General features: G+C 61.1%; 24 protein-coding genes. 1 reads left to right on the top strand and 23 read right to left on the bottom strand.

The genetic code is table 11. The annotated features are described in order from the left end of the window. Positions 1 to 30: 30 nt before the first annotated feature. Positions 31 to 450: an acyl-CoA thioesterase gene (locus AO057_RS01205; RefSeq protein WP_057673909.1), complete on the top strand. Its 420-nt coding sequence runs from the start codon at positions 31 to 33 to the stop codon at positions 448 to 450. Here AO057_RS01205 and AO057_RS01210 read toward each other — a convergent pair whose 3' ends face one another. The 23 genes from AO057_RS01210 to AO057_RS01320 form a co-directional block, all read right to left on the bottom strand. Further along, a complete protein-coding gene (locus AO057_RS01210; protein WP_057673910.1) occupies positions 451 to 936 on the bottom strand; it encodes a thioesterase family protein in 486 nt (161 codons plus the stop codon). A gap of 10 nt (positions 937 to 946) precedes the next feature. After that, positions 947 to 1,711 carry an enoyl-CoA hydratase gene (locus AO057_RS01215; protein WP_057673911.1) on the bottom strand — a complete coding sequence of 255 codons (765 nt, stop codon included), beginning with the start codon at positions 1,709 to 1,711 and terminating at the stop codon, positions 947 to 949. A 5-nt stretch (positions 1,712 to 1,716) separates the two neighbouring features. Then, the gene (locus tag AO057_RS01220) at positions 1,717 to 2,541 is read right to left on the bottom strand and encodes an acyl-CoA thioesterase (RefSeq protein WP_057673912.1); all 825 of its coding nucleotides are present in this window, start codon (positions 2,539 to 2,541) and stop codon (positions 1,717 to 1,719) included. After that, a complete protein-coding gene (locus AO057_RS01225; protein WP_057673913.1) occupies positions 2,538 to 3,467 on the bottom strand; it encodes an alpha/beta hydrolase family protein in 930 nt (309 codons plus the stop codon). The genes AO057_RS01220 and AO057_RS01225 overlap by 4 nt, the downstream gene beginning before the upstream one ends. 3 nt (positions 3,468 to 3,470) lie before the next feature. Beyond that, a complete protein-coding gene (locus tag AO057_RS01230; RefSeq protein ID WP_057673914.1) occupies positions 3,471 to 4,664 on the bottom strand; it encodes an acetyl-CoA C-acyltransferase in 1,194 nt (397 codons plus the stop codon). 23 nt (positions 4,665 to 4,687) lie between these two features. Next, the gene (locus tag AO057_RS01235) at positions 4,688 to 7,108 is read right to left on the bottom strand and encodes a 3-hydroxyacyl-CoA dehydrogenase/enoyl-CoA hydratase family protein (protein ID WP_057673915.1); all 2,421 of its coding nucleotides are present in this window, start codon (positions 7,106 to 7,108) and stop codon (positions 4,688 to 4,690) included. A 21-nt stretch (positions 7,109 to 7,129) separates the two neighbouring features. Beyond that, positions 7,130 to 7,561 carry a DUF2147 domain-containing protein gene (locus AO057_RS01240; protein ID WP_057677127.1) on the bottom strand — a complete coding sequence of 144 codons (432 nt, stop codon included), beginning with the start codon at positions 7,559 to 7,561 and terminating at the stop codon, positions 7,130 to 7,132. A gap of 16 nt (positions 7,562 to 7,577) precedes the next feature. Then, positions 7,578 to 9,374 (bottom strand): acyl-CoA dehydrogenase C-terminal domain-containing protein, encoded by a 1,797-nt coding sequence (locus AO057_RS01245; RefSeq protein ID WP_057673916.1) that lies wholly within the window; start codon positions 9,372 to 9,374, stop codon positions 7,578 to 7,580. 3 nt (positions 9,375 to 9,377) lie between these two features. Next, positions 9,378 to 10,133 (bottom strand): TetR/AcrR family transcriptional regulator, encoded by a 756-nt coding sequence (locus AO057_RS01250; protein WP_082605362.1) that lies wholly within the window; start codon positions 10,131 to 10,133, stop codon positions 9,378 to 9,380. A gap of 112 nt (positions 10,134 to 10,245) precedes the next feature. After that, complete coding sequence (locus tag AO057_RS01255) at positions 10,246 to 11,094, bottom strand: fumarylacetoacetate hydrolase family protein (protein WP_057673917.1); 849 nt, start codon at positions 11,092 to 11,094, stop codon at positions 10,246 to 10,248. Between the two features lie 56 nt (positions 11,095 to 11,150). After that, a complete protein-coding gene (slmA, locus tag AO057_RS01260) occupies positions 11,151 to 11,801 on the bottom strand; it encodes a nucleoid occlusion factor SlmA (RefSeq protein WP_057673918.1) in 651 nt (216 codons plus the stop codon). A 94-nt stretch (positions 11,802 to 11,895) separates the two neighbouring features. Further along, on the bottom strand, positions 11,896 to 12,786 hold the full coding sequence (argB, locus tag AO057_RS01265; protein ID WP_057673919.1) for an acetylglutamate kinase: 891 nt from the start codon (positions 12,784 to 12,786) through the stop codon (positions 11,896 to 11,898). 103 nt (positions 12,787 to 12,889) lie between these two features. Then, positions 12,890 to 14,422 carry a hypothetical protein gene (locus AO057_RS01270; RefSeq protein WP_057673920.1) on the bottom strand — a complete coding sequence of 511 codons (1,533 nt, stop codon included), beginning with the start codon at positions 14,420 to 14,422 and terminating at the stop codon, positions 12,890 to 12,892. A 56-nt stretch (positions 14,423 to 14,478) separates the two neighbouring features. After that, complete coding sequence (gene rffA, locus AO057_RS01275) at positions 14,479 to 15,624, bottom strand: dTDP-4-amino-4,6-dideoxygalactose transaminase (RefSeq protein ID WP_057673921.1); 1,146 nt, start codon at positions 15,622 to 15,624, stop codon at positions 14,479 to 14,481. Positions 15,625 to 15,677: 53 nt separating this feature from the next. Then, positions 15,678 to 16,547: a class I SAM-dependent methyltransferase gene (locus tag AO057_RS01280; RefSeq protein ID WP_082605363.1), complete on the bottom strand. Its 870-nt coding sequence runs from the start codon at positions 16,545 to 16,547 to the stop codon at positions 15,678 to 15,680. Further along, complete coding sequence (locus AO057_RS01285; RefSeq protein ID WP_057673922.1) at positions 16,544 to 16,975, bottom strand: GtrA family protein; 432 nt, start codon at positions 16,973 to 16,975, stop codon at positions 16,544 to 16,546. The genes AO057_RS01280 and AO057_RS01285 overlap by 4 nt, the downstream gene beginning before the upstream one ends. Next, positions 16,968 to 17,891: a glycoside hydrolase family protein gene (locus tag AO057_RS01290; protein ID WP_057673923.1), complete on the bottom strand. Its 924-nt coding sequence runs from the start codon at positions 17,889 to 17,891 to the stop codon at positions 16,968 to 16,970. The genes AO057_RS01285 and AO057_RS01290 overlap by 8 nt, the downstream gene beginning before the upstream one ends. Further along, positions 17,888 to 18,553, bottom strand: a complete 666-nt coding sequence (locus AO057_RS01295) for an acetyltransferase (RefSeq protein ID WP_057673924.1) — start codon at positions 18,551 to 18,553, stop codon at positions 17,888 to 17,890. The genes AO057_RS01290 and AO057_RS01295 overlap by 4 nt, the downstream gene beginning before the upstream one ends. Next, on the bottom strand, positions 18,550 to 19,173 hold the full coding sequence (locus tag AO057_RS01300) for a class I SAM-dependent methyltransferase (protein ID WP_057673925.1): 624 nt from the start codon (positions 19,171 to 19,173) through the stop codon (positions 18,550 to 18,552). The genes AO057_RS01295 and AO057_RS01300 overlap by 4 nt, the downstream gene beginning before the upstream one ends. A gap of 108 nt (positions 19,174 to 19,281) precedes the next feature. After that, positions 19,282 to 20,265, bottom strand: coding sequence for a class I SAM-dependent methyltransferase (locus AO057_RS01305; protein ID WP_082605364.1), 984 nt, complete (start codon positions 20,263 to 20,265; stop codon positions 19,282 to 19,284). After that, on the bottom strand, positions 20,258 to 21,088 hold the full coding sequence (locus AO057_RS01310; protein ID WP_240480710.1) for a phytanoyl-CoA dioxygenase family protein: 831 nt from the start codon (positions 21,086 to 21,088) through the stop codon (positions 20,258 to 20,260). The genes AO057_RS01305 and AO057_RS01310 overlap by 8 nt, the downstream gene beginning before the upstream one ends. Then, positions 21,063 to 22,028, bottom strand: coding sequence for a glycosyltransferase family 2 protein (locus AO057_RS01315; protein WP_057673927.1), 966 nt, complete (start codon positions 22,026 to 22,028; stop codon positions 21,063 to 21,065). The genes AO057_RS01310 and AO057_RS01315 overlap by 26 nt, the downstream gene beginning before the upstream one ends. Then, complete coding sequence (locus AO057_RS01320) at positions 22,025 to 22,720, bottom strand: WbqC family protein (RefSeq protein ID WP_057673928.1); 696 nt, start codon at positions 22,718 to 22,720, stop codon at positions 22,025 to 22,027. Before AO057_RS01320 ends, AO057_RS01315 begins: the two co-directional genes overlap by 4 nt. Positions 22,721 to 22,765 lie beyond the last annotated feature (45 nt).

Below are 22,765 nucleotides of genomic sequence, written 5' to 3' on the forward strand. Positions count from 1 at the left end.
CCGGTGACACGTTTTCCGAGATTGTCACCCATGAGCGAATTTCCCAGCACCGCCGCCCTCCAGCCCCCGTCCGACGAGGAGCTGGTGCTCAAGGTCATCCCCATGCCGGCCGACAGCAATGCGAATGGCGACATCTTCGGCGGCTGGGTCATGGCCCAGGTCGACCTGGCCGGCTCGGTGATCCCGGCGCGTTATGCGGGCGGCCGTATCGCCACCGTGGCGGTGAACGAGTTCATCTTCAAGCAGCCGGTGCGTGTGGGCGACATCCTCTCCTTCTATTCCAAGCTCACGCGCATCGGCAAGACCTCGATCACGGTGAAGGTGGAGGTCTATGCCGAGCGTTTCCAGGCCCAGGGCCGCTTCGTCAAGGTGACGGAAGCCAACCTGACGTACGTGGCCATCGACGAGCAGGGCAAACCCCGGCCGGTGCCGCACCGGCCGGCAACCTGATCAGGACACGATGTAGGCGGCAGCGCCGGTCGACAGCAACTTGCCCTCGGCGTCCAGGAACTCCATGCGCGTGGAGGCCACGCGCGAGCCCAGGCGCAGCACTTCGGCGCGCAACTCGAAAGCCTCGCCGAGGCCCGGGCGCAGGTAGTCCACCCGCAGGTCGATGGTGCCCAGCTTGGCGAAACGCTGCAGGCGCTGCAGCGGCGGCTCGTCCATGTGGCGCGCGCCGATGGCGGCCATGATGGCCAGGCCACCCATGGCGTCCAGCCCCGCGCTGATCACGCCGCCGTGGATGCGCTGGTGCCCAAAATGGCCGATGAGCTCGGGCTTCATGGCGATCCGGGCGCACACGCCCTCGGGCGCGATCTTCGTGATCTGCAGGCCCAGGACCCGGTTGAACGCAATCTGCCGCTCAAAAATATCCTTGAGCGCGGCAACGAACTCGGGCTCGAAGCCGCTGGCCGGAAAGGGCGCGGAATGTTTCATGCAGCCGGGCTCAGACCTTGCTGAAGTCCGGTTTTCTCTTCTCCATGAAAGCCCCAAAAGCCTCGCGCGCCGCCGGCTCGCGCAGCATGCGGCCGAAGCTGGCGCCCTCCTCGCCCATCTGCGCCATGATCTGGGCCGCCTGGCCCTTTTTCATCAGGCGCTTGGTCTCGATCAGGGACGACAGGGGCTTGGCGGCCAGCTTGCGCGCCTGCGCCTGCGCGTAGCCATTGGCTTCGGTCGGCGGCAGCACGCGGTTGACCAGGCCGGTTTCCAAGGCCGCCTCGGCCATGAAAGGCTCACCCATCAGCAGGGCCTCGGCCGCACGGTGGTAACCGAACATCTGCGGCACCATCAGGCTGGAGGCGAATTCCGGGCACAGGCCCAGGTTCACGAAAGGCATGGAGAAGGCCGCGTTGTCGCCGGCGTAGACCAGGTCACAGTGGAACAGCAGGGTGGTGCCGATGCCCACGGCCGGGCCGCAAACGGCGGCGATGGCGGGCTTCGGAAACGCCGCCAGGGCACGCATGAAACGCCACACCGGTGCGTCGGGGTCCGCAGGCGGTGTGTTGAGGAAGTCGCCGATGTCGTTGCCAGCCGAGAACACGGTTTCGTGCCCCTGGAACACCAGCACGCGCACGGCCGCGTCGGTCGCTGCCTGGGTCACGGCGTCGGCCAGGGTGGCGTACATGGCCGAGGTGATGGAGTTCTTGCGCTCCAGGCGGTTGAAGCTGATCGTGGCAACACCGGCTTCGGTGTGGACGAGGATGTCGGACATGGTGTTCATTCCTTGAAGTAGACAATCTGGTGCGAGGTACAGAGCAGGGTGCCTGCCTCGTTCCAGAGCTGGGCCGATTGGTCGAAAAAGCCGTTGCGGAATTCCTGGCCGCGCGCCTGCCCCAGCAGGTAGCCGCTGCCGGTGGCCTGCAGCTCTTTCTCGCCGGCGTGGAAATAGGTGGTGATGGAGACGGTGCCGGCCGGCACGCGCGTGGCACGGCGCAGCCAGACGCGCGGGTAGAAGATGTCGGACAGGGCCAACAGCGAGCAGAAGTCCAGCGGGCGCGGCGGTTGGTCGCGCATCCACAACTGCGAAACGCTGTGGTCGTGCTGGCGGCCGTCCCAGGCCTGCGGAATCAGACCACTGACCGGGCGCAGCTCGTAATGGTCCAGCCAGGCCATGGCCTTGTCGTAGCGCATGGGCTGTGCCTCGGCGGGCCGGGGCACGACCGGCATGGGCAGGTCCGACAGGCTCCAGGTCTCGCGCCGCACCGCGGTGATGACGGTGGCCGTGGTGGCCACGACGGGCTGGCCCTGCGCGTCGTTCTGCACGATGGCCGCCGTCCAGTGCTGGGTGGAACGGTTGGTCCGCACCGGCAACAGCTGCACTTCAAAGGGCCCTTGCGCCAGCGCGCCGGCGTAGTTGACCGTGATGGACAGCGGCGCGCCCAGCAAGTCCGGGTGGCTCAGCACGGCCTTGAGCACCGTAGCGGCGGTGCAGCCGCCGAAGGGGCCGACCATGTTCCAGTAGGCCTCGCTGGTGCGCCCGGCGTAACGGCCGGGGGCGACGGGGTCCAGCGCGATGGCGGCGTCGAAGGCGTGCGGTTTCATGGCTGCATAGTGTGCACTGTTGTCGCCACCGCCTCCGTCCCCGGCGGGACGCCGGAGGCAGCCAGGGACTGCAGGGCGGCCAGACTGCGCGGCCACAGCGTGGAACGCATGGCCTCGCGGAAGAAACCGAAGTGGCCGATGCGGCGTGAGGGCACTTCGACCGGGTGGAGGGTCAGGACCTGGCGCGGGGCCGCACTGTAAAGATTGACCAGGCTGTGCGTGCCGCGCAGCGTCATCAGCTCGTCGTCGCTGAAAGACCAGGCCAGGAGCGGGAAACGCACGCGGCTGTAACGTTGCGCCACGTCCTGCCCTTCTGCGCCGGCGCTGTAGCGCGGGTGCATGCACCAGCGGCGCCATTGATGGATCACGCCGGCCGGCAGGTTGCCCACCAGCCCCAGACGCCGGCCCGGGAAATAACCGCAGACCCGTGTGGCCAGCGGCACCATGACATGCCAGAAGAAAAGCACCCGGCGGCGCAACTGAGGCGCGTTCTCGCGCCAGTAACCGCTGCCGGCGGCGATGCTGAACAGGCCGTCGACCTGGTCCGGGTGGCAGAACAGGCCGGGCAATTGCGCGCCCAGGCTGTGCCCCAGCAGGTAGAGCGGCCGCGCCGGCAGCTCGCGCCGGGCCGTCTGCACCACCGCCTCGTAATCACGCGCCCAGTCGAACAGGTCGGCCTTGAAACCGCGCAGGCTGTGGCCGGGGGTGTGCGGCAAGGATTCGCCATGCCCGCGGTAGTCGAAGCTCCAGACGCGGTAGCCCTGGGCCGCCAGCCAGCTGGCATAGGGCGCGTAGTAGTCCTGGGGCACGCCCATGGCGCCGCCGATGACCACCGTGGCCCGGGCTTCACCAGACGGCTCGTAGACCCGCAGCGCCAGCGCGCCGCCGCCGTCGAGCGGCAGACCACGTGCCAGCGCGGCGCTCATGGCTTACACGCGCTCGAAGATGCCGGCGGCGCCCTGGCCCGTGCCGACGCACATGGTCACCATGCCGTACTTCAGGTTGTGGCGATGCAGGGCATGCACGACCGTGGCGGCGCGGATGGCACCCGTGGCGCCCAGCGGGTGGCCCAGGGCGATGGCGCCGCCCATGGGGTTGACCTTGCTCGGGTCCAGGCCCAGGCTGTTGATCACCGCCAGCGACTGGGCCGCGAAGGCTTCGTTGAGCTCGATCCAGCCGATGTCCTCGTGCTTGAGACCGGCGTAGCGCAGCGCAGCGGGAATCGCCTCGATCGGGCCGATGCCCATGATCTCGGGCGGCACACCGCGCGCGGCGAAACTGACGAAACGCGCCAGCGGCTTGAGGCCGAACTGCTTGACCGCCTTCTCACTGGCCAGGATCAGCGCGCCGGCGCCGTCGCTGGTCTGCGAGCTGTTGCCGGCCGTCACGCTGCCACGGGCCGAGAAGACCGGCTTGAGTTTGCCCAGGGCTTCCAGCGTGGTGTCGGGGCGCGCGCCTTCGTCCAGGCTCACGGTGCGCTTCTTGGTGCTGACCTCACCGGTCGCCAGATTGGGCGTGCGCTCGATCACGTCGATGGGCGTGATCTCGGCCGTGAACTCACCGGCCTTCTGCGCCTTGATGGCGCGCATGTGCGACTCCAGCGCAAAGGCGTCCTGCATCTCGCGCGTGACCTTCCACTGCTGGGCCACCTTCTCGGCCGTCAGGCCCATGCCGTAGGCGATGCCGACGTTTTCGTCGCGGGCAAAGACCTCGGGGTTGAAGGAGGGCTTGACGCCGCCCATGGGCACCAGGCTCATGGACTCGGCGCCACCGGCGATCAGCACGTCGGCCTCGCCCACGCGGATGCGGTCGGCGGCCATCTGGATCGCGGTCACGCCCGAGGCGCAGAAGCGGTTGACGGTCACGCCGCCAATGGGATGGTTGAAGGCCAGACCCACGGCGATACGCGCCATGTTCATGCCCTGCTCACCCTCGGGGAAGGAGCAGCCGATGATGGCGTCTTCGATGGCCTTGGGGTCCAGCGTGGGCACTTGCTGCATGGCGCTCCTGATCGCGGCGACCAGCAGGTCATCCGGGCGGGTGTTGCGGAAGAACCCGCGACCGGAACGGCCGATGGGCGTGCGCGTGGCGGCAACGATATAGGCTTCTTGAACTTGTTTCATGATGATTCCTTTGCTGCGGCCAATCAGTTGCGCACGGGCTTGCCGGTGCTGAGCATGCCCATGATCCGCTCTTGCGTCTTGGGATGAACGATGAGCGAGCAGAAAGCCTGGCGCTCCAAAGCCATCAGGTACTCCTCGCTCACCAGCGCGCCAGCGTCGACGTCACCGCCGCAGACCACGTTGGCGATCAGGGTGGCGATGTGGAAGTCGTGTGCGCTGATGAAACCGCCGTCGCGCATATTGACCAGCTGCGCCTTGATGGTGGCCAGGCCGTTGCGGCCCGCCACCGGGAACAGGCGCTTGTGCGGGGCGCGCCAGCCACCCTGGTACAGGGCACGGGCCTCGTTGAGCGCGGTGTAGAGCAGCTCGTCCTTGTTGGACACGACCAGGTCACTGTCCAGCAGGTAACCCAGCTTGCGCGATTCCAGCGCGCTGGTACCCACCTTGGCCATGGCCGCGGCGGTGAAGCCCTCGGTCAGGAAGGGCAGGATGTCCTTGCCCGTGGAGGCGGCCATGTTCTCGGCCGCGCGGCGCGCGATATAGGTCAGGCCGCCGGCACCCGGGATCAGGCCCACACCCACCTCGACCAGGCCGATATAACTTTCCATCGCGACAACACGGCGTGCCGAGTGCACGGCCAGCTCACAACCGCCGCCCAGGGCCATGCCGCGCACGGCAGAGACCACGGGCACGCCGGCATAACGGATGCGCAGCATGAGGTTCTGCAATTCCTGCTCGGCTCCGTCGATGGCGCTGACGCCGGCGATCATGAAAGCAGGCAGCATGGCCTGCAGGTCGGCGCCCACACTGAAGGGCTCGTCACCTGACCAGATCACCATGCCCTGGTACTGCTGTTCGGCGAGCGCAACACCGCGCGCCAGGCCTTCGGCCACGTCCGGGCTGATCGCGTGCATCTTGCTCTTGATGCTGGCGATCAGAACGCTGCCACTGGCGGCGTCAACGTTCTCGTCCAACGTCCACAGGCGGATGGCCTCGTCCTCGAACAGGGTCTTGCCGGCCGTTTTGTAGTCCGGCGAACCATCACCACGCAGGCTTTCGCGGAAGTACTGGATGCCGTAGACCGGCAGCTGGCGACGCGACTGGAACTTGCCCGTCGTCGGGTTGAAGGAGCCCTCGGGCGTGTGCACGCCACCGGCCTTGGCCACGGGGCCCTCGAACACCCACTTGGGCAGCGGCGCCTTGGAGAGCGCCTTGCCGGCATCGATGTCTTCCTGGATCATCTTCGCCACTTCGAGCCAGCCGGCTTCCTGCCAGAGTTCGAAGGGGCCCTGCTTCATGCCGAAGCCCCAACGCATGGCCAGGTCCACGTCGGCCGCGGTGTCGGCGATGGTGGCCAAGTGCACGGCCGCATAGTGGAAGCTGTTGCGCAGGATGGCCCAGAGGAAACGGCCTTGTGCGCCCTCGGCGTTGCGCAGGAGCTTGAGGCGCTCGCCCGCCGGCTTCCTGAGCATGCGCTCGTAGACGGCATCGGCCTTCTCGCCGCCGGGCACGTATTCCTTGCCTTCGAGGTCGAAGCGCAGGATGTCGCGCCCGACCTTCTTGTAGAAACCGGCCTTGCTTTTCTGGCCCAGGTGGCCCATCTCGATCAGGGTCTTGAGGACAGGCGGGGTGCCGAAACTGGCGTAGAAGGGATCGCTCTTCTCGTCCAGGTTGTCCTGCAAGGTCTTCACCACGTGGGCCATGGTGTCCAGGCCCACCACGTCGGCGGTGCGGAAGGTGCCCGAGCTGGCACGGCCGAGCTTCTTGCCGGTCAGGTCGTCGACCACGTCATAGGTGAGACCGAAGTTCTCGACCTCCTTCATCGTGGCCAGCATGCCGGCGATGCCGACGCGGTTGGCGATGAAATTGGGCGTGTCCTTGGCGCGCACCACGCCCTTGCCCAGGCCGCTGGTGACGAAGGTCTCGAGCTGGTCCAGGATGATGGGCTGCGTCGTCGGGGTGGCGATCAGCTCCACCAGGTACATATAACGCGGCGGATTGAAGAAGTGGATGCCGCAGAAGCGTGGCTTGATCTCTTCGGGCAGCACCTCGGACAGCTTGGTGATGGACAGGCCCGAGGTGTTGGACGCGACGATGGCGTGCTTGGCAACGAAGGGCGCGATCTTCCTGTAGAGATCGAGCTTCCAGTCCATGCGCTCGGCGATGGCCTCGATGATGAGGTCACAGTCCTTGAGCAGGTCCAGGTTTTCCTCGTAGTTGGCGGCCTGGATCAGGCCGGCGTCATCGGCCACGCCCAGGGGCGAGGGCTTGAGCTTCTTGAGGTTGTCGATGGCCTTGGTGACGATGCCGTTTTTCGGGCCTTCCTTGGCCGGCAGGTCGAACAGCACGACCGGCACCTTGACGTTGACCAGATGGGCGGCGATCTGCGCGCCCATCACGCCGGCGCCGAGCACGGCGACTTTTCTGACTTGGAATCGGGACATGAGAGTCTTCCTGATTGAGTGTTAGTGCACGCGGATCCAGACCTGGGTCCGGTAGAAGGGGCCCAGATAGCCCCGGATCTGCAATTGGCTGCCACCGTCGAGCGGCTTCATGCGCAGCCGGTAGGTCTTGCCGTTGTCGGGGTCGAGGATGTGGCCACCTTCCCAGTGGTCTTCGCCCTCGACCTTCTTCGCGCCACGGATGATCTCCATACCGAGCTTGGGCTTGCCCTTGCGGTCATCGGTGCAGAGATCGCAGTTGGGCTGCTCGGAAGTGACCAGCGCCTTCTCCACGAAACCCGTCACGACGCCATCGGCGCCTTCGCGGATGCGGATCTCGGCCTTGGCCACGCCCGTCTTGTCGTCGATGTTGCGCCACAGCCCCACCGGCGTCAGCTGCGCCATGGCAGGCAAGGCCGCCATGGCGAGACTGAAGGTGATCAGGGCGGAACGCATCATGACAACCGCCACTTCAGGCCAGGGCCAGATCGGTGTCCATCAGGACCTTGGAGCCGGCACGTGCCGTGCGCATCAGCGACGCGGTCTCGGGGAAGAGCTTGGCGAAGTAGAAACGTGCCGTCTGCAGCTTGGCCTGATAGAACGGGTCGGTGTTGCCGGCGGCGATTTCCTTCAGCGCGACCGAGGCCATGCGGGCGAAGAAATAGCCAAAGACCAGGTGACCGGCGACACGCAGGTAGTCCACGGCGGCGGCGCCCACTTCGTCGGGATTCTGGAAGCCCTTGAAGCCGACTTCGGTGGTGAACTTGGTCATCTGGTCGCCCAGGTAGGCCAGGGGGTTGATGAACTCCGCCATCTTCTCGTTCACGCCCTCTTCTTCCACCAGCTTGCCCACCAGCTTGCCGAACTTCTTGAGCGTGGCGCCGTTGTTGCCCAGGATCTTGCGGCCCAGCAGGTCCAGCGACTGCACGGTGTTCGTGCCTTCGTAGATCATGTTGATGCGGGCATCGCGCACGAACTGCTCCATGCCCCATTCCTTGATGTAGCCGTGGCCGCCGAAGACCTGCTGGCACATCACCGTGGCCTCGAAGCCGTTGTCGGTCAGGAAGGCCTTGATGATGGGGGTCAGCAGGGCCAGCATCTCGTCGCTTTCCTTGCGCACCTTCTCGTCGGGATGGTAGAGGTGCTGGTCCAGCAGCATGGCGCAGTAGCAGGCCAGGGCACGGCCGCCTTCAGCGTAGGCCTTGGCGGTCAGCAGCATCTTGCGCACGTCGGGGTGCACGATGATGGGGTCGGCGTCCTTGTCCTTGGCCTTCACGCCGGAGAGCGAGCGCATCTGGATGCGGTCCTTGGCATAGATCAGGGCGTTCTGGTAGGCCACTTCGGTCAGGCCCAGGGACTGGTTGCCCACACCCAGACGGGCGGCGTTCATCATCACGAACATGGCCTGCAGGCCCTTGTTGGGCTGGCCCACCAGGGTGCCGACCGCGTTCTCCAGGATCATCTGGCAGGTGGAGTTGGCGTGGATGCCCATCTTGTGCTCCAGGCCGCCGCAGTAGATGCCGTTGCGCGTGCCCAGGGAACCGTCGGCCTTCACGTTGTACTTGGGCACGGCAAACAGGCTGATGCCCTTGCTGCCCTTGGGCGCATCAGGCAAGCGGGCCAGCACCAGGTGCACGATGTTCTCGGCCAGGTCGTGTTCACCGGCGCTGATGAAGATCTTGGCGCCGTTGAGCTTGTAGGTACCGTCAGCCTGCGGTTCGGCCTTGCTGCGCAGCATGCCCAGGTCTGTACCGCAATGGGGTTCGGTCAGGCACATGGTGCCGGTCCACTCGCCACTGACCAGCTTGGGCAGATAGAGTTTCTTCTGCTCGTCGGTGCCGTGGGCGTGCAGGGCCTCGTAGGCACCGTGCGAAAGGCCGGGGTACATGGTCCAGGCCTGGTTGGCCGAGTTCATCATCTCGTAGATGCACTGGTTCAGCACAAAGGGCAAGCCCTGGCCGCCGTAGTCCGGGTCGCAGCTCAGTGCGGCCCAGCCGCCTTCCACGTACTGGGCATAGGCTTCCTTGAAGCCCTTGGGCGCGGTGACTTCGTGCGTGGTCTTGTCCAGCTTGCAGCCTTCGGTGTCACCGCTGATGTTGAGCGGGAAGATCACATTGGCGGCGAACTTGCCACCCTCTTCGAGCACCGCGTTGATGGTGTCGGCATCGGTGTCGGCGTGGCGCGGGATCTGCTTGAGCTGTTCGGTGACGTTCAGCACTTCGTGCATCACGAACTGCATGTCGCGCAGGGGCGGGTTGTAGCTGGGCATGGCTTACTCCTGTTTGGATGGGGTGATTGATTTGGTGGTGGGCTTGCGCATCGGCTTGACGATGGCAGCCTTGGGTGTCACGGTCTTGACGGTCTTGCCATCGGCACCGTAGCGGGCCAGGATCTGCTCGAAAGCCTTGTTGGCGCGCGCTATCGATCCGGGGGTCTTGAGAAAACGGGCCTCGTAATGCACGGCCAGGATCAGGCCGTGGATTTCGAAGCCGATCTGGCTTGCGTCGGCATCGGGCGCGAGATGACCCTCTTCCTTGGCCTGCACCACGGCACGGTGCACGGCAGCCAGCCAGGTCTTGACCGAGCTGGCCAGGGCGTCGCGCACCGGCCCCGGGCGGTCGTCGAAGTCGACGGCGCCGCTGATGAAGATGCAGCCCGACTGGATTTCCACCGTCACGCGTTTCATCCAGTTGGAAAACAGGGCCTGCAGGCGCGGCAGGCCGCGCGGCTCGTGCAGGGCCGGGTAGAAGATTTCCTGCTCGAAGCGGCCGAAATACTCGCGGATGACCGAGATCTGCAGCTCCTCACGCGAGCCGAAATGGGCGAAGACGCCCGACTTGCTCATGCCGGTCACCTCGGCCAGCACGCCGATGCTCAGGCCCTCCAGGCCGATCTGGGTGGCCAGGCCGAGGGCGGCATCGACGATGGCCAGCTTGGTCTGCTGGCCCTTGTGCAGGGCGCGGCCATCGCGCGGCTTCTCGGGGGAGACGCTGCGAGGTGTTTTGCTGGCCGGGGAGGCGAGGGACATGGTGTTGGATAAAAAACGAACGGTCGTGCTATTTTGCACGAAAAAACCCGTCCGTCAATCCACCACCGGCTGGCACCCACAAAAAAGCCGGCTGAAGCCGGCTTTTCCTGGATCAGCGCTTGAAGGGCACCACGCGCTGGGTCTGTGTCCCCAGGCCTTCGATGCCCAGGGTCATGACGTCGCCCGCCTTCAGGAAGCGCTGCGGCTTCATGCCCAGCCCCACACCAGGCGGGGTGCCGGTGATGATGACGTCGCCCGGCATCAGGGTCATGTACTCGCTCAGGTGGCTGACGATCTTGGCCACGCTGAAGATCATGGTGCGGGTGTTGCCGGTCTGCATGCGCTGCCCGTTGACATCCAGCCACATGGCCAGCCGCTGCGGGTTCTCGATCTCGTCCTTGGTGACCAGCCAGGGGCCCAGCGGGCCGAAGGTGTCGCAGCCCTTGCCCTTGTCCCACTGGCCGCCGCGCTCGAGCTGGAACTCGCGCTCGCTGACGTCGTTGGAGAGGCAGTAGCCGGCCACGTAATCCAGCGCCGCCTTTTGCGTGACGTGGCGTGCCTGCTTGCCGATCACCACGGCCAACTCAATCTCCCAATCGCCCTTGACCGAGCCCCTGGGCAGCATGACGTCGTCGTCCGGTCCCTGGATGCAGCTGATGGCCTTGGTGAAGACGATGGGCTCCTTGGGGATGGCCATGCCGGCTTCCTTGGCATGGTCGCTGTAGTTCAGGCCGATGGCGATGAACTTGCCGATGCCGTTCACCGGGCAGCCCATACGCGGCTTGCCACGCACCAGGGGCAGCTTGTCGGTCTTGAGCTTGAGCAATTTGGCCAGCACGGCATCCGTCAGCTGGGCCGGGCCGATGTCCGGCACCACGCTGCTGAGGTCACGCAGCTTGCCAGCCGCATCGATGAGGCCCGGCTTTTCCTTGCCCGGATTGCCGTAACGCACGAGTTTCATGAAGTCTCCTGTTTTTGATGGGAGGCCCGATCAGCGGGCCGCGCGGCACCGGCCGCTCAGCGCAGCATCTGGCCCAGGCTGGCGTCCAGGTGCTCGGTGGGTACGCGCCGGAAACCCGAGCGCGCGTAGCGCTGCAGGCGCCCGACCACGAAGGCCGTGAGCACCGAGGACTGCACCTGGGCATCGGCCGTGGGCGTCATGGAGCCGCCCGATTGGGCCCCGTCGCGCAGGCACTGCTTGAGGGTGGCTTCGATCTTGTCGAAAAACTGGTTCATGCGCTGCTGCAGGCGTTCGTTCTCGAACACCAGGGCGTCGCCCACCATGACACGCACCATGCCGGGATTCTTCTCGGCGAACTGCAGCAGCATGGTGACCACCTTGCCGGCGTGGCGAGTGCCCGCGGCCGGATCGGTGGCGGCGGCCTCGCGCTCGGCGATCTGGCCCACCAGGGTGAAGACGGCCTGCTCGATGAACTCGATCAGGCCCTCGAACATCTGGGCCTTGCTGGCGAAATGCCGGTACAGGGCGGCTTCGCTCACCTCCAGCTTGGCGGCCAGGGCGGCGGTGGTGATGCGCTCGGCGCCCGGCTGCTCCAGCATGCTGGCCAGGGCCTGCAGGATCTGGACCCGGCGCTCGCCCGGCTTGGGTCGCTTGCGGACCGGCGTATCGGCGACAGCTGCGGGGGTGGTGTTTTCGGCGTCAGACATGGTGTTAGGAAATCCCTTTTCTTCATTCTCGCACAGGCCCGGCTAGGGGTTTTTCCTCAGTGGTCGCCCACTCTCTTTGGGCTGTGCGCCACGCTCAATGGGAGCGGATCATGGTCCCGTAGGCCTGGTCGGTCAGGATTTCCAGCAGCATGGCGTGCGGCACGCGCCCGTCGATGATGTGCACCGCGTTCACGCCGCTCTTGGCCGCGTCCAGCGCGCCGGCGATCTTGGGCAGCATGCCGCCGGAGATGGTGCCGTCGGCCACCAGTTCGTCGATGCGCTTCATGGTCAGCTCGGTCAGCAACTGGCCCTGCTTGTCCAGCACCCCGGGGATATTGGTCAGCATCAGCAGCTTTTCGGCCTGGAGCACGGTGGCCAGCTTGGCGGCCACCACGTCGGCGTTGATGTTGTAGCTCTCGTTGTGCTCACCAAAGCCGATGGGGCTGACAACCGGGATGAAGGCGTCGTCCTGCAGGGCCTTGACCACGCTGGGGTCGATGGACTCGATGTCGCCCACCAGGCCGACGTCGTGCACCTTGCTCGGGTCGCTGGTGTCCACCAGCCTGAGCTTTTTGGCGCGGATCAGGCCGCCGTCGCGCCCGGTCAGGCCCACGGCCTTGCCGCCGGCCTGGTTGATCAGGCCCACGATGTCCTGCTGCACCTCGCCGGCCAGCACCCATTCCACCACTTCCATGGTCTCGGCATCGGTCACCCGCATGCCCTGGATGAACTCGCCCTTCTTGCCCAGGCGCTTGAGCGCCGTCTCGATCTGCGGCCCGCCGCCGTGCACCACCACCGGGTTGATACCCACCAGCTTGAGCAGCACCACGTCCTCGGCAAAAGCGGCCTGCAGGGCCGGATCGGTCATGGCGTTGCCGCCGTACTTGATCACCATGGTCTTGCCATGGAACTTGCGGATGTAGGGCAGCGCCTGGGCCAGGATCTCGGCCTTGGCGTGGGGGGCGATGGGGGGGGTGTCGGTCATGCTGTTTAGTCCGGATCCAATGGGTTGACAACTCGTCAACTGAAGCGCGTTCCTCTGAGTAGCTACTGATTGGTCACAAAGCAACGCGGTCGCGTGACGAGCCTCATCTTTTTTCAACAATCGAGATATTAATCATCTGCTTGTACCGATCGCCGTAGTGCGCAGCCAATGGGGCCAGCTGAGCAGCGCTTGCAGACAACACGATCAACTCGCGGTCGGGCGGCAAGTTCAGCAGATCCACGCTCTTGCTGCCCCAGCCGGAGAAGTCATACGTCCCCTTGTCGACCAAGCAGATCGGATGGGAGTCAATGCTACCGGAAACCACATACGCGCCACGGTGCCGGGCACAGAACTCACGCCTCGAACTGACCTGCTCCGTCAGGGCCGCCTTGGGATCGAAATACTCGATCAAAGTCGAATCACTTGCGGCCTTCATGCCCTCAGCCCCCACCGAGCGCTGGAGCCGCTCCAGGAAATAAGCCGAGTCTCGCTCGACGGACAAGGCATTTGCTGCCTTGTAGCTCAAGTAAAAGAGAGCGCAGGAAACGGCCAGTAGCGCGATGGAAAGACCACGAGAAGAGATGACGCCCGCTCTCACCGAGAAGAGGGCCAACCCCAGTATCAGAATCCATTCGATGGAGTGGATGTATCCGCGCGGGCTCAGATCCCAGGCAAAAAGAAAGACATAGAAGGACAACAAGGCAAGAGCCAGAAGCGCATTGACCAGGCGAACCGGAAAATCGGCCCGCCCCATGCGCATGGCATACAGCCACATCGCCCCAACGCCGCCCAGGACCAGCAGGCTGATGCGCCAATAACCCGTCCACGTATTGATGACGAAGCGCACCCCCCAGTCCATCGGCGCGGACATCACGGAATGGCGATTCAGGACTTCAAGAATGCGCCCCCAATCCACAAAAATGTAATTGACGACCAAGGCCGCCAGAAGGCTCAAGGCCATCGCCACCCCCAGCGCCCACGCGCCTCGCAGGCGCGGCAACTCATTGTTGTAGTGCATCTGAACCGCAACAGCGATCCACAGGAAGATCGCCGGTAATGAGAAGCGGAACGACAACGAAGCCGCCACGACGAGGGCAACACAAACCGCCAGGAAAGCGGCATAACGCAAGGCGCTGTTGATTTTCCAGTTCAAGGACAACCAGTAGAAGCCGAGCAGTAGCAAGGTGTTGCCCAAGCCTTCAGGCCTTAACTCGTAGCCCCTGAAGCTGGCCAGCAGCACCAGGAACGAAATCGACAGGGCGACAAAAAGCAGCCGGGGATATTTCCCCTTCAGTTCCCAAAACGAATTGCGGAGGATTCCATAGACCAGACCACCCTGTATGCAAAAGAGGGCGAAATTAAAAATCCGCAACGTGTAGATCCCTTGCAGATCACCCTCAAAAACACTCCAGGCGAACTGGAGCAGATAGTGGTACAGGGGGGGGATGTATTCAAGCGATGGCTGGCCCGAATACGCCATCCATGCATTCTGGAGAAAATGGATTTCATCGGCACGGATGGAGCCGATGAAGACGCCCAGGCCCTTGTACGCGAGCCACGAGGCATAAAGGGCGCAGGCCAGTACGTAGCCCAGTGCCGGCTTGAACACCCACCGCTTCTTATCCACCACGTCCATATTGTCTGCTCGCCTCAACTCAATAAATCAAACAAGGTATTCCCAGCGGCAAGCAGTCACCAGTTTCCAGCCATGTCCGCAATCAGCCCCACGACACGCTCTTGCTGTGCCGGAGTCAACCCAAGCCACAGGGGCAGGCGGATCAAACGCTCCGACTGGCGGTCCGTCATCTGCATGCTGCCGTGCACACGGCCATAGCGCTGGCCGGCCGGCGATGAATGCAGCGGCACATAATGGAACACGGCGTTGACGCCATTGTTCTTGAGCGTTTCCAGGACCTGCTGGCGATTGATACCGTCGCGCAAAAGGATGTAATACATGTGCGCGTTATGCTGGCACTCCTTGGGCACCACGGGCCGGCGCAACACACCTCTGGCCTCAAGCGGCGCCAGCAACTGGTGATATCGCTCCCATGCTTCGAGCCGCATCCTGGTGATGTTTTGCGCCTCCTGCAGTTGCGCCCACAGAAACGCCGCAATCAGCTCCCCAGGAAGGAAAGACGAGCCCACCTCCTGCCAGGTGTACTTGTCCACCTCGCCGCGGAAGAATCGGCTGCGATCCGTCCCCTTCTCACGAATGATCTCGGCGCGCAAAGTCAGCGCAGGGTCGTTGACCAGGAGGGCCCCACCTTCGCCAGAAATCACATTCTTGGTTTCGTGGAAACTGTAGGCGCCCAGATCGCCAATGCTGCCCAGCGCCCGCCCCTTGTAAGTAGACATCACGCCCTGGGCTGCATCTTCCACCACCTTGAGGCCGTGGCGGCGGGCGATGTCCATGATCGTGTCCATCTCGCAGGCCACACCGGCATAGTGCACCGGGGCGATGGCCTTGGTCCGCGGGGTGATGGCGGCCTCGATCAAACGCTCATCAAGGTTGAGGGTGTCCTCCCGAATATCCACGAACACCGGTACGCCACCACGCAAGACAAAAGCGTTGGCGGTGGAGACGAAGGTGTACGAAGGCATGATGACTTCGTCGCCCGGCTGGATATCTGCCAGCAAGGCCCCCATCTCCAATGCGGCCGTGCATGAATGCGTCAGCAGCGCCGTGGGGACTCCGGCATGCTCTTCAAGCCACTTGTGGCAGCGCTTGGTGAAAGGCCCGTCACCCGAGAGCATGGCGCCCGCTTCGGCCTGCTTGATGTAATCAAGTTCCTTGCCCGTCATGTAAGGGCGATTAAAAGGAATCCTCTCGTGCTGCATTCACACTCTCCAAATATTGACTCGCCAATGTGACCAGCCTTGACCGATGACCATCAGGCTTTTTGCGCCACCAGCAGACGCGAGCCGCCGACCGGGAAATTCGCCCCCAGCTTGATCATGCCGCGCTCAAGGGCCATGACCCGATAAAACGCCGCATTCATCCAGGCCGGAATCTTGAACTCATCGGTTGGATCAAAAGGCGTATGCTTCTTCTTCGAATTCAATCTCGAGATCAGCATCAAAGGCAGCAGCAATGATACGAACGACGTGCTGCGCAACAGATTGAACCCCGCTGCCCGGATTTTTTCATGAAGCTCCGCCGCCGAATAGCGACGCTCGTGTCGCGCATAGTCATCCGAAGGGCTCCACAGCCACGCGTGCTGTGGCACAGTAAGCAACAGGTGCCCCCCCGGCTTCAAGGCCTTGTAGGCCTGCGCCAGTACCGATTCATCTTCCCTGATGTGCTCAACCACATCGAAGGCCCCCACCACATCAAACTCTTCGCTGAATGGAATGCGGCGCGCATCCATCTGCATGAAAGTTGCAGATGGCACACGTTCCGCCGCGAATCCCAGACCAGCGGTGAAGATTTCACTGGCGTTCAGAACAGCATCGGGGAACCGGCGCGCGACACCAGCCAGAACATACCCTGTGCCGCAACCGATTTCCAGATAAGAGCCGAACCCCTTGCAATACTTCTCCAGCGCCCAAAGGATCAACTCGTTCCTTGCCCTGAACCAGAAATTGGCCTCTTCAAGCCCGGCCAATACAGGGAAGTAAGTCGCATCGAACCCCCCACCTTCGTGCGCCAACTCTGGTGCATAGGCGATGAAACCATCGGCCGTCGCCGTAGTTAGGCCGCACGTCGGACAAACCGACTTATCGCTGGGGTACCGCGCATTACATGCAAGGCAGTGCTTCATGAATTACCTGTCTTGTTTTGATCCGTGTTCACAAACACAAAATGCTTGAAAGCGAGGAAAAGGAATACAGCGACAACACAAATGCCGAGCGCTTGGGCCAATTGGTGTGGATAACCGAGCGCATCAACCATGATCACCTGGATCGACAGGTTAATGAAATAGCCAAGGCTGTGTGCTATCACATACCGCCCACCCACCCCTAATAGCGCCCCTTGCTGCCCAAATGTGTAACGTCGGTTCCCCAGGAAACTAACGGTCGCGCCAACACCATACAGCAGCGTCATCGCGATTTTGGGGCTCATCCCCAGGTAGGTTAGCAGTAGATATACAAGATACCCCGCCGCATTACTGGCCACACCAACGGCTGCATAGCGCAACAGTTGAGAAACCGTCCCGTTTCGCGCCGGCGAGATGCTGGGGTCAGCCATTGACCAGGGCCGCCAGCCCAAAACCGGTTTTCCCGTAGCTGTTTCCGTTGTACAGCATGTAGCGCTGCCCCCCATGATCGAACACGAAAGGGTATTCGATCATTTCCGAATCCCATCCCGCGGTGGACACATCAATGCCGGCATCCTCCAACGCAAGTCGCCAACTCAGCCCGTCTGGGCTCACGGCATAGCCGATTCGATACTTGCTTCCTATAGCCCCTCGATAGGAGAACCACATCTCGTAATTGCCACTTGCATCGCGCGCAACCGTTGGGCGAGAGAATGCTTGGGCACGCCCCAACTCATAAGGGACGGCCAGCCCTTCCCGCCGCCATTCCAGCCCATCATCCGAGGTCGCATAGTTGATGGCATGGAGCATTTCCCCATTGCCAGCGTCCCATGTTCTGGTCGACCCGTACCACATGATGTAGCCTCCCTCGCGGTCTTTGCAGACCCAAGGGTAGGAAAGACTGATCGGATCCGTAGAGTCCGAGGCCATAAATGGAACTTCATTGTCAAGCCGCAGGCCTAAATCTGCACCGACTACCAGCCGCCCGACATCGCCGCGGAAGTGTGCATCGGGCGGCGTCTGCCACCCCATGAAGAGCATGTACCGCACCCCTCCGACCGAATAACAGCTACCAATGCTCACGCCATCGGCATAGAAGCTTCCTGCAGGGCCGTATTCGAAAACCGGCTCCATGTGTTCCCGTAGCACACGTCTCTTGACGATATCAACGTCCACCGCCCCGACGGATGACTTGTTTGATGCATCGCGGCCACAGTAGAAAATCCGATAGACATCGCCATGCATCAGCACCGGCAAAGGATTCGCCGCATGCGTCAACAGCTTGCGGTGTCTTCCTGTTTCTGCCGGACAGTACAGCCGACCCAGCTTCTCCCAATACCGACTCATATTCCGCGCAACCTCGAACTTGGCACCTTCGATCGAAGAGTGGATTCACCCATGTACACCCCTTCCGGCTCGGCATCAGCCAACAGCAATGCACCAGCCCCGATAACACACCGATCCCCCACCTTCACGTGGTCTCGGAGGGTTGCATTCACACCAATAAAACATTGCTCACCGATCTCCACCCCACCCGAAACGACCACGTGCGACGCGAGGAAGCAATGGTCCTTGATCGTAGAGTGGTGGCCGATGTGGTTGCCACTCCAAAGCGTCACGTTGTTGCCGATGGTGACAAAAGGCTGGATCGTGTTGTCTTCCAAGATGAAGCAGTTTTCGCCTATGCGCCCTTGGTTCAGGACTGTCGCCTTTTCGCTCACGTAACTCGCCAGCCGGTACCCACATGCCTTTGCGGCCAGATATTTTTCCTTGCGCACCAAGTTGAGCTTTGAATAGCTGAGCGCAACGAAGAGGTCATGCCTGTCTGGCGGATATAGCTGGGCAACATCCTCGAAAGCCACCACCGGCCTTCCGCAGAACGTCGCCTCCTTCAAGTAGGCAGCATCGACAGCAAAGGCTGCGACTGCATGCTCGGCCCCCCGACTGAAATAGAAATGTGCGAGCTCTGCTATATCACCCGCACCAAAGATCACCAGCGACCTATTCATGGCTGCTTCCTGACAAGGATCGTGAACTCATAAAGGTCGTAATCATGCAGGAGCGCCACGTTACGTGAATAGTGCCGCTTGCAGTAGTCGAATACTGCGCACGGATCTGCGTAGTACAGATAGTCCCGCATCTTGTCAGCATCTGAATACGAAGTCAGGCAGTTGAACGCGAACCCCTTCATACTTGTCCGATCAAGTACGTCTAGCGTCGTCCGCAAATACGTTTGCCAGTCGGGATCAGATCGCCCCAGCCGGACATTGAAGATTCCACTGGCAATCCCGAAATCCGCCATTTGGTCGGGAACTGCCGCGCATACAAATCGAGCGTTATCTGCAGCCTCGTATCGACGTTTTGCTGCTGTCACCATGTCGCCAGATACATCGAGACCCGTATAGCGAACATTTTTGTATTTCTTGAGCAAATACGCGAAATAAGCGCCATAGCCACAACCCAGGTCATTGACCGAGATGGACTCGGATCCCGCAAGGATTTTCGACAACTGATCAAAACGCAGCGTCTGGCTCTCCTCGCCGTTCCAGTCCACCCCATGAGGTGTTTCGCCATGCTCTGCGAGCTTCGCCGAGTAATAGCTGGCAACCTCGGTCAATATGTCGGTCATTTTCCCCGCCTCTTTACTTCTGGCTACCAGGCAATTGCGACTGGTCGGGCCAAGCATCGATTATCAGGCGATGCGACTCACAGACTATTCCCCAACGCATTCCGACAACTAGAGCGCGGAACGCAAAATATCTTCCAGCACCTGATGCGCCGATATATTCAATTCCCGCGCCTTGGCATACACCTTGGCCTTCGTTTCAGCCGAGACTCCCTCCAATTGCCCGAAATATCTGGTGCGCGCTGTGCCACCTCTTGTGCCTTTATGCGGGATGTCGATATTCATATAAGGAAAACCTTCCCCCGACGTAAAGCCGATGACGTAAAAGCAATTCCCAAGTATGTAGGTGAGCTGAACATCTAGAGCGCCATGCGGAAGCAAGTCCATCGGCGGCTCCGCAGCCCAAAGCTTGTTATTGCATACCGCCACATCAAAGTATTGCGTTTTTCTCAAATGTGCAGCCACGCCCTCATCACCAAAGACGACCTTGCCTCCTTTTTTGCACACTCGATCAAGCTCAGCTATGGCTTTTTTGGTGTCGCCAAACAAATTGATCCCACCGAAATGGAACACAGCATCAAAGTATCCGGATGCGTATGGAAGACAGTTCGCATTCGAAATCGTAAACAGCGTGTTCGGTTGCGTATTATTTTTGGCCGACTCCAAAACCATTGCCTTGCTGATGTCTTGGGCGTGGACCTCACCACCCAATCCAACGGCTTTGCTCACAATGGGGATGTCCTCACCCAGACCGCAGCCGGTTATCAAGACTTTCATGCCCGCAGACAACTTCAGATGAGAGAGTATCTCGACACGAAACTCTTGCTCTTGCACATTAAATGTCTGAAACAGCCAATCAAGAAAATTTCTGTATATCTCAACCGAATTGGCTGAGTTGTACATCTGAAGATTTGATCGATCGTATTCACTGGTTACATAAGGCTCAATAAAATCAACCACATTCGACTTCGCCGCAGCAAATCTGAAAATATTGTTTTGCGTGTCTTTTAAGCCCTCTTGACACAAATCCAGCGACAACAATGCATCGGGCGTCGCCAATGCCTGATAAAGGTGTGCATTCATACGTTCAGCCATTTTTCTTTTTCTCCCTTGAAATCAAATAATCCCCGACAGATGCAGGCATTTGATAATTAAATCCCAGCATCTCGCGCTCTTCGTTGGTTAGCCCATCGACGCCGATGCTCTTGGTCAGATCAATCTGTTGCTTGAAATAGGGAATCATATACGCATGATTAATCGCACGTCGCTCCAATGCGGTCTTGTTGCGCCCACCACTGTGAAACACCATGCAATCCATGATGATGAACTGCCCCGCCTTCGCCTCCACTTGTACCGCGTTTTTCTGTAGATATTTTTGCGACGGAAACGCAATTGCCTTGTGGGACGCCGGCAACACGAAAGTAGAACCATTCTCGATCGTGAAGTCATCCACACAAAACAAGGCATTTACCGCCAGCGGGCTGCTGGAAACATAGTGTTGATAGGGCAAATCCCTGTGCCAAGCACCTTGGTTGTAGGTCTCTCCTGGCGGATTGATTACACCGTTTTGCTGGTTCAGAACGAACTTGCCAATAATCAACATTTCCAGCACGGCAAGAAGATTCGGATTGGTTGCCAGCCGCAGGAAGGTAGCGCCGCCATGCGTCAACAACGCGCGTACCGTATGAAACTCCTTGAGACCTTTCAGTCGCGCCTCGCCCCACTCTTGCACATAGGCGCCACGAACTCGATCAAACTCATTCGATATCTCTTGGATCTGAATTGTCGTGTAGCCTGAGTCGAGAATGGCGTAGCCAAGTCGCCGAACCTGCTCGGCCACTTCGTCCAACTCCGACTCAAATCGGTCCTGACGAAGAACGCCGTATGTCGCTTCAGGAATGCTGTTGAATCCACTCATCTGCACTTCTCCTTACCGAAGTATTTCCATACACCTGCCTCACGATGACATAAGGACGACTCTTAACCTCTGAGAATATTTTGGATATATATATTCCCTGCACGCCAACGAAAAATATTATCAAGCCTGAAAAAAGCCAGATAGAAGCGATGATTGACGTGTACCCATCCGGCGGGGTTGAGACAAAAAAATACAGAAAAGCAAGATAGCCGATAAACAATGCAGCAGAGGCAGAGATCAGCAAGCCAACATAGAAGGTGAACACCAAAGGCAAGCTGCTGAAGGATGTCACCGCATTGACGAGATGGCTGAATTTTTTTGACAGCGTATAGGTCGTCGGACTGGTCGCGTACTTGCGGACTATTTGGCGCGATTGCTTGTAGCCGGTGATGACCCATAGTCCACCAATGTTGAGTTCTCTTTCCCGGTGCGACACCAATGCACGCACATAGCGCCGACTCATCAAGCGTGCCGTAACGATATTGTCCGGCTGATTGATGCCCGTCAGGACACGGAAAAGTTTGTAGAAGAGGTTCCCAGTGACTCTCTCTCCTACACCACCCTTGCGTCTGGCCTGCACGCCATAAACCACATCGCTAGACTCCTGCCGCATCTGCTCATCAAATGAAATCAGCCACTCCGGCTCCTCTTCCAGATCACTGTCGATCAGAAAAACATGCTCTCCACTTGCAGCCGCCAAGCCGGTCATCATGGCCTTGTGGTGCCCGAAGTTGCGCGACAAATCAATCAGGACCACATGGCCATCGGCTTCTGTCAACTGCACCGCCAGCTCCAGGCTGTTGTCCGGTGAGCCGTCATTGACCAGCACGATCTCGTAATCATCCCCGGCGAACTGCCTGGCCACCGCGGTAGCGCGCTGATGGAACTCAGCGATATAGGGCGCGGATTGATACAGCGTTGCGACAATAGAGAGTTTCATGCCTGCACATACCTCATATAACGGTGCGCCTCTTTCCCGCAGTTGAACAGCAGATCGAGGATGGTCACCCCGTGGCTGAATTCACCCCACAGTTGCGGATACTCGGGATATCCAGCGTAGTCAAACCATGTCAGCTGGATACCCGCATCCTGAAACACCTTAGGATCGATGTAATCCCGGGCGGCAGGGCCTGAAATATATTCCGTCCCGCCGGCCTGGGCACACAGGCCGGCCAGGCGCTCGGTCTTGCCTTCCTGAAGAGTGTAGTCCCAGGAGTTCGTGATCCTGGTCCCGATCCCAAGATAGGAGCAGATGGCTTCCAGGAAGGTGCGGTTGAGGGGCGACAGGTGGGTATAGGGCGCGCCGGCGTACAGCGGCTCCAGCCAGGCCGCGATCTCGGCGAAATGCGGCGCGCGCCGATAGTTCTGGGCCAGGGCCTTCCAGTGGTCCGCCGCCCAGGCCGTGCCGTCCACTTCCGTCTCGCGGATGGTCTGGTTGTATTTGCCCTTGACCAGAACGGGAATCGTCAGCCATTGCACGCCTTGCGGCGTCTTGATCTGGTTGCGATTGCGCCAGTCACGGCGCGTGTATTGCATGTCGTCGAAAAGGATGAACTCATCGACCGCCGCAATCATGTCGAAGTAGCCCTTCCACGGTATGTAGTTGGACTGGAGAATGGCGACTTTTTTCATCGACCCGCCTCCTTGGCACCAGCATGGTTGGCGGCCACCCAGAGT

The sequence above is a fragment of the Curvibacter sp. PAE-UM genome, from assembly GCF_001432305.1.
GTDB lineage: Bacteria > Pseudomonadota > Gammaproteobacteria > Burkholderiales > Burkholderiaceae_C > Hylemonella.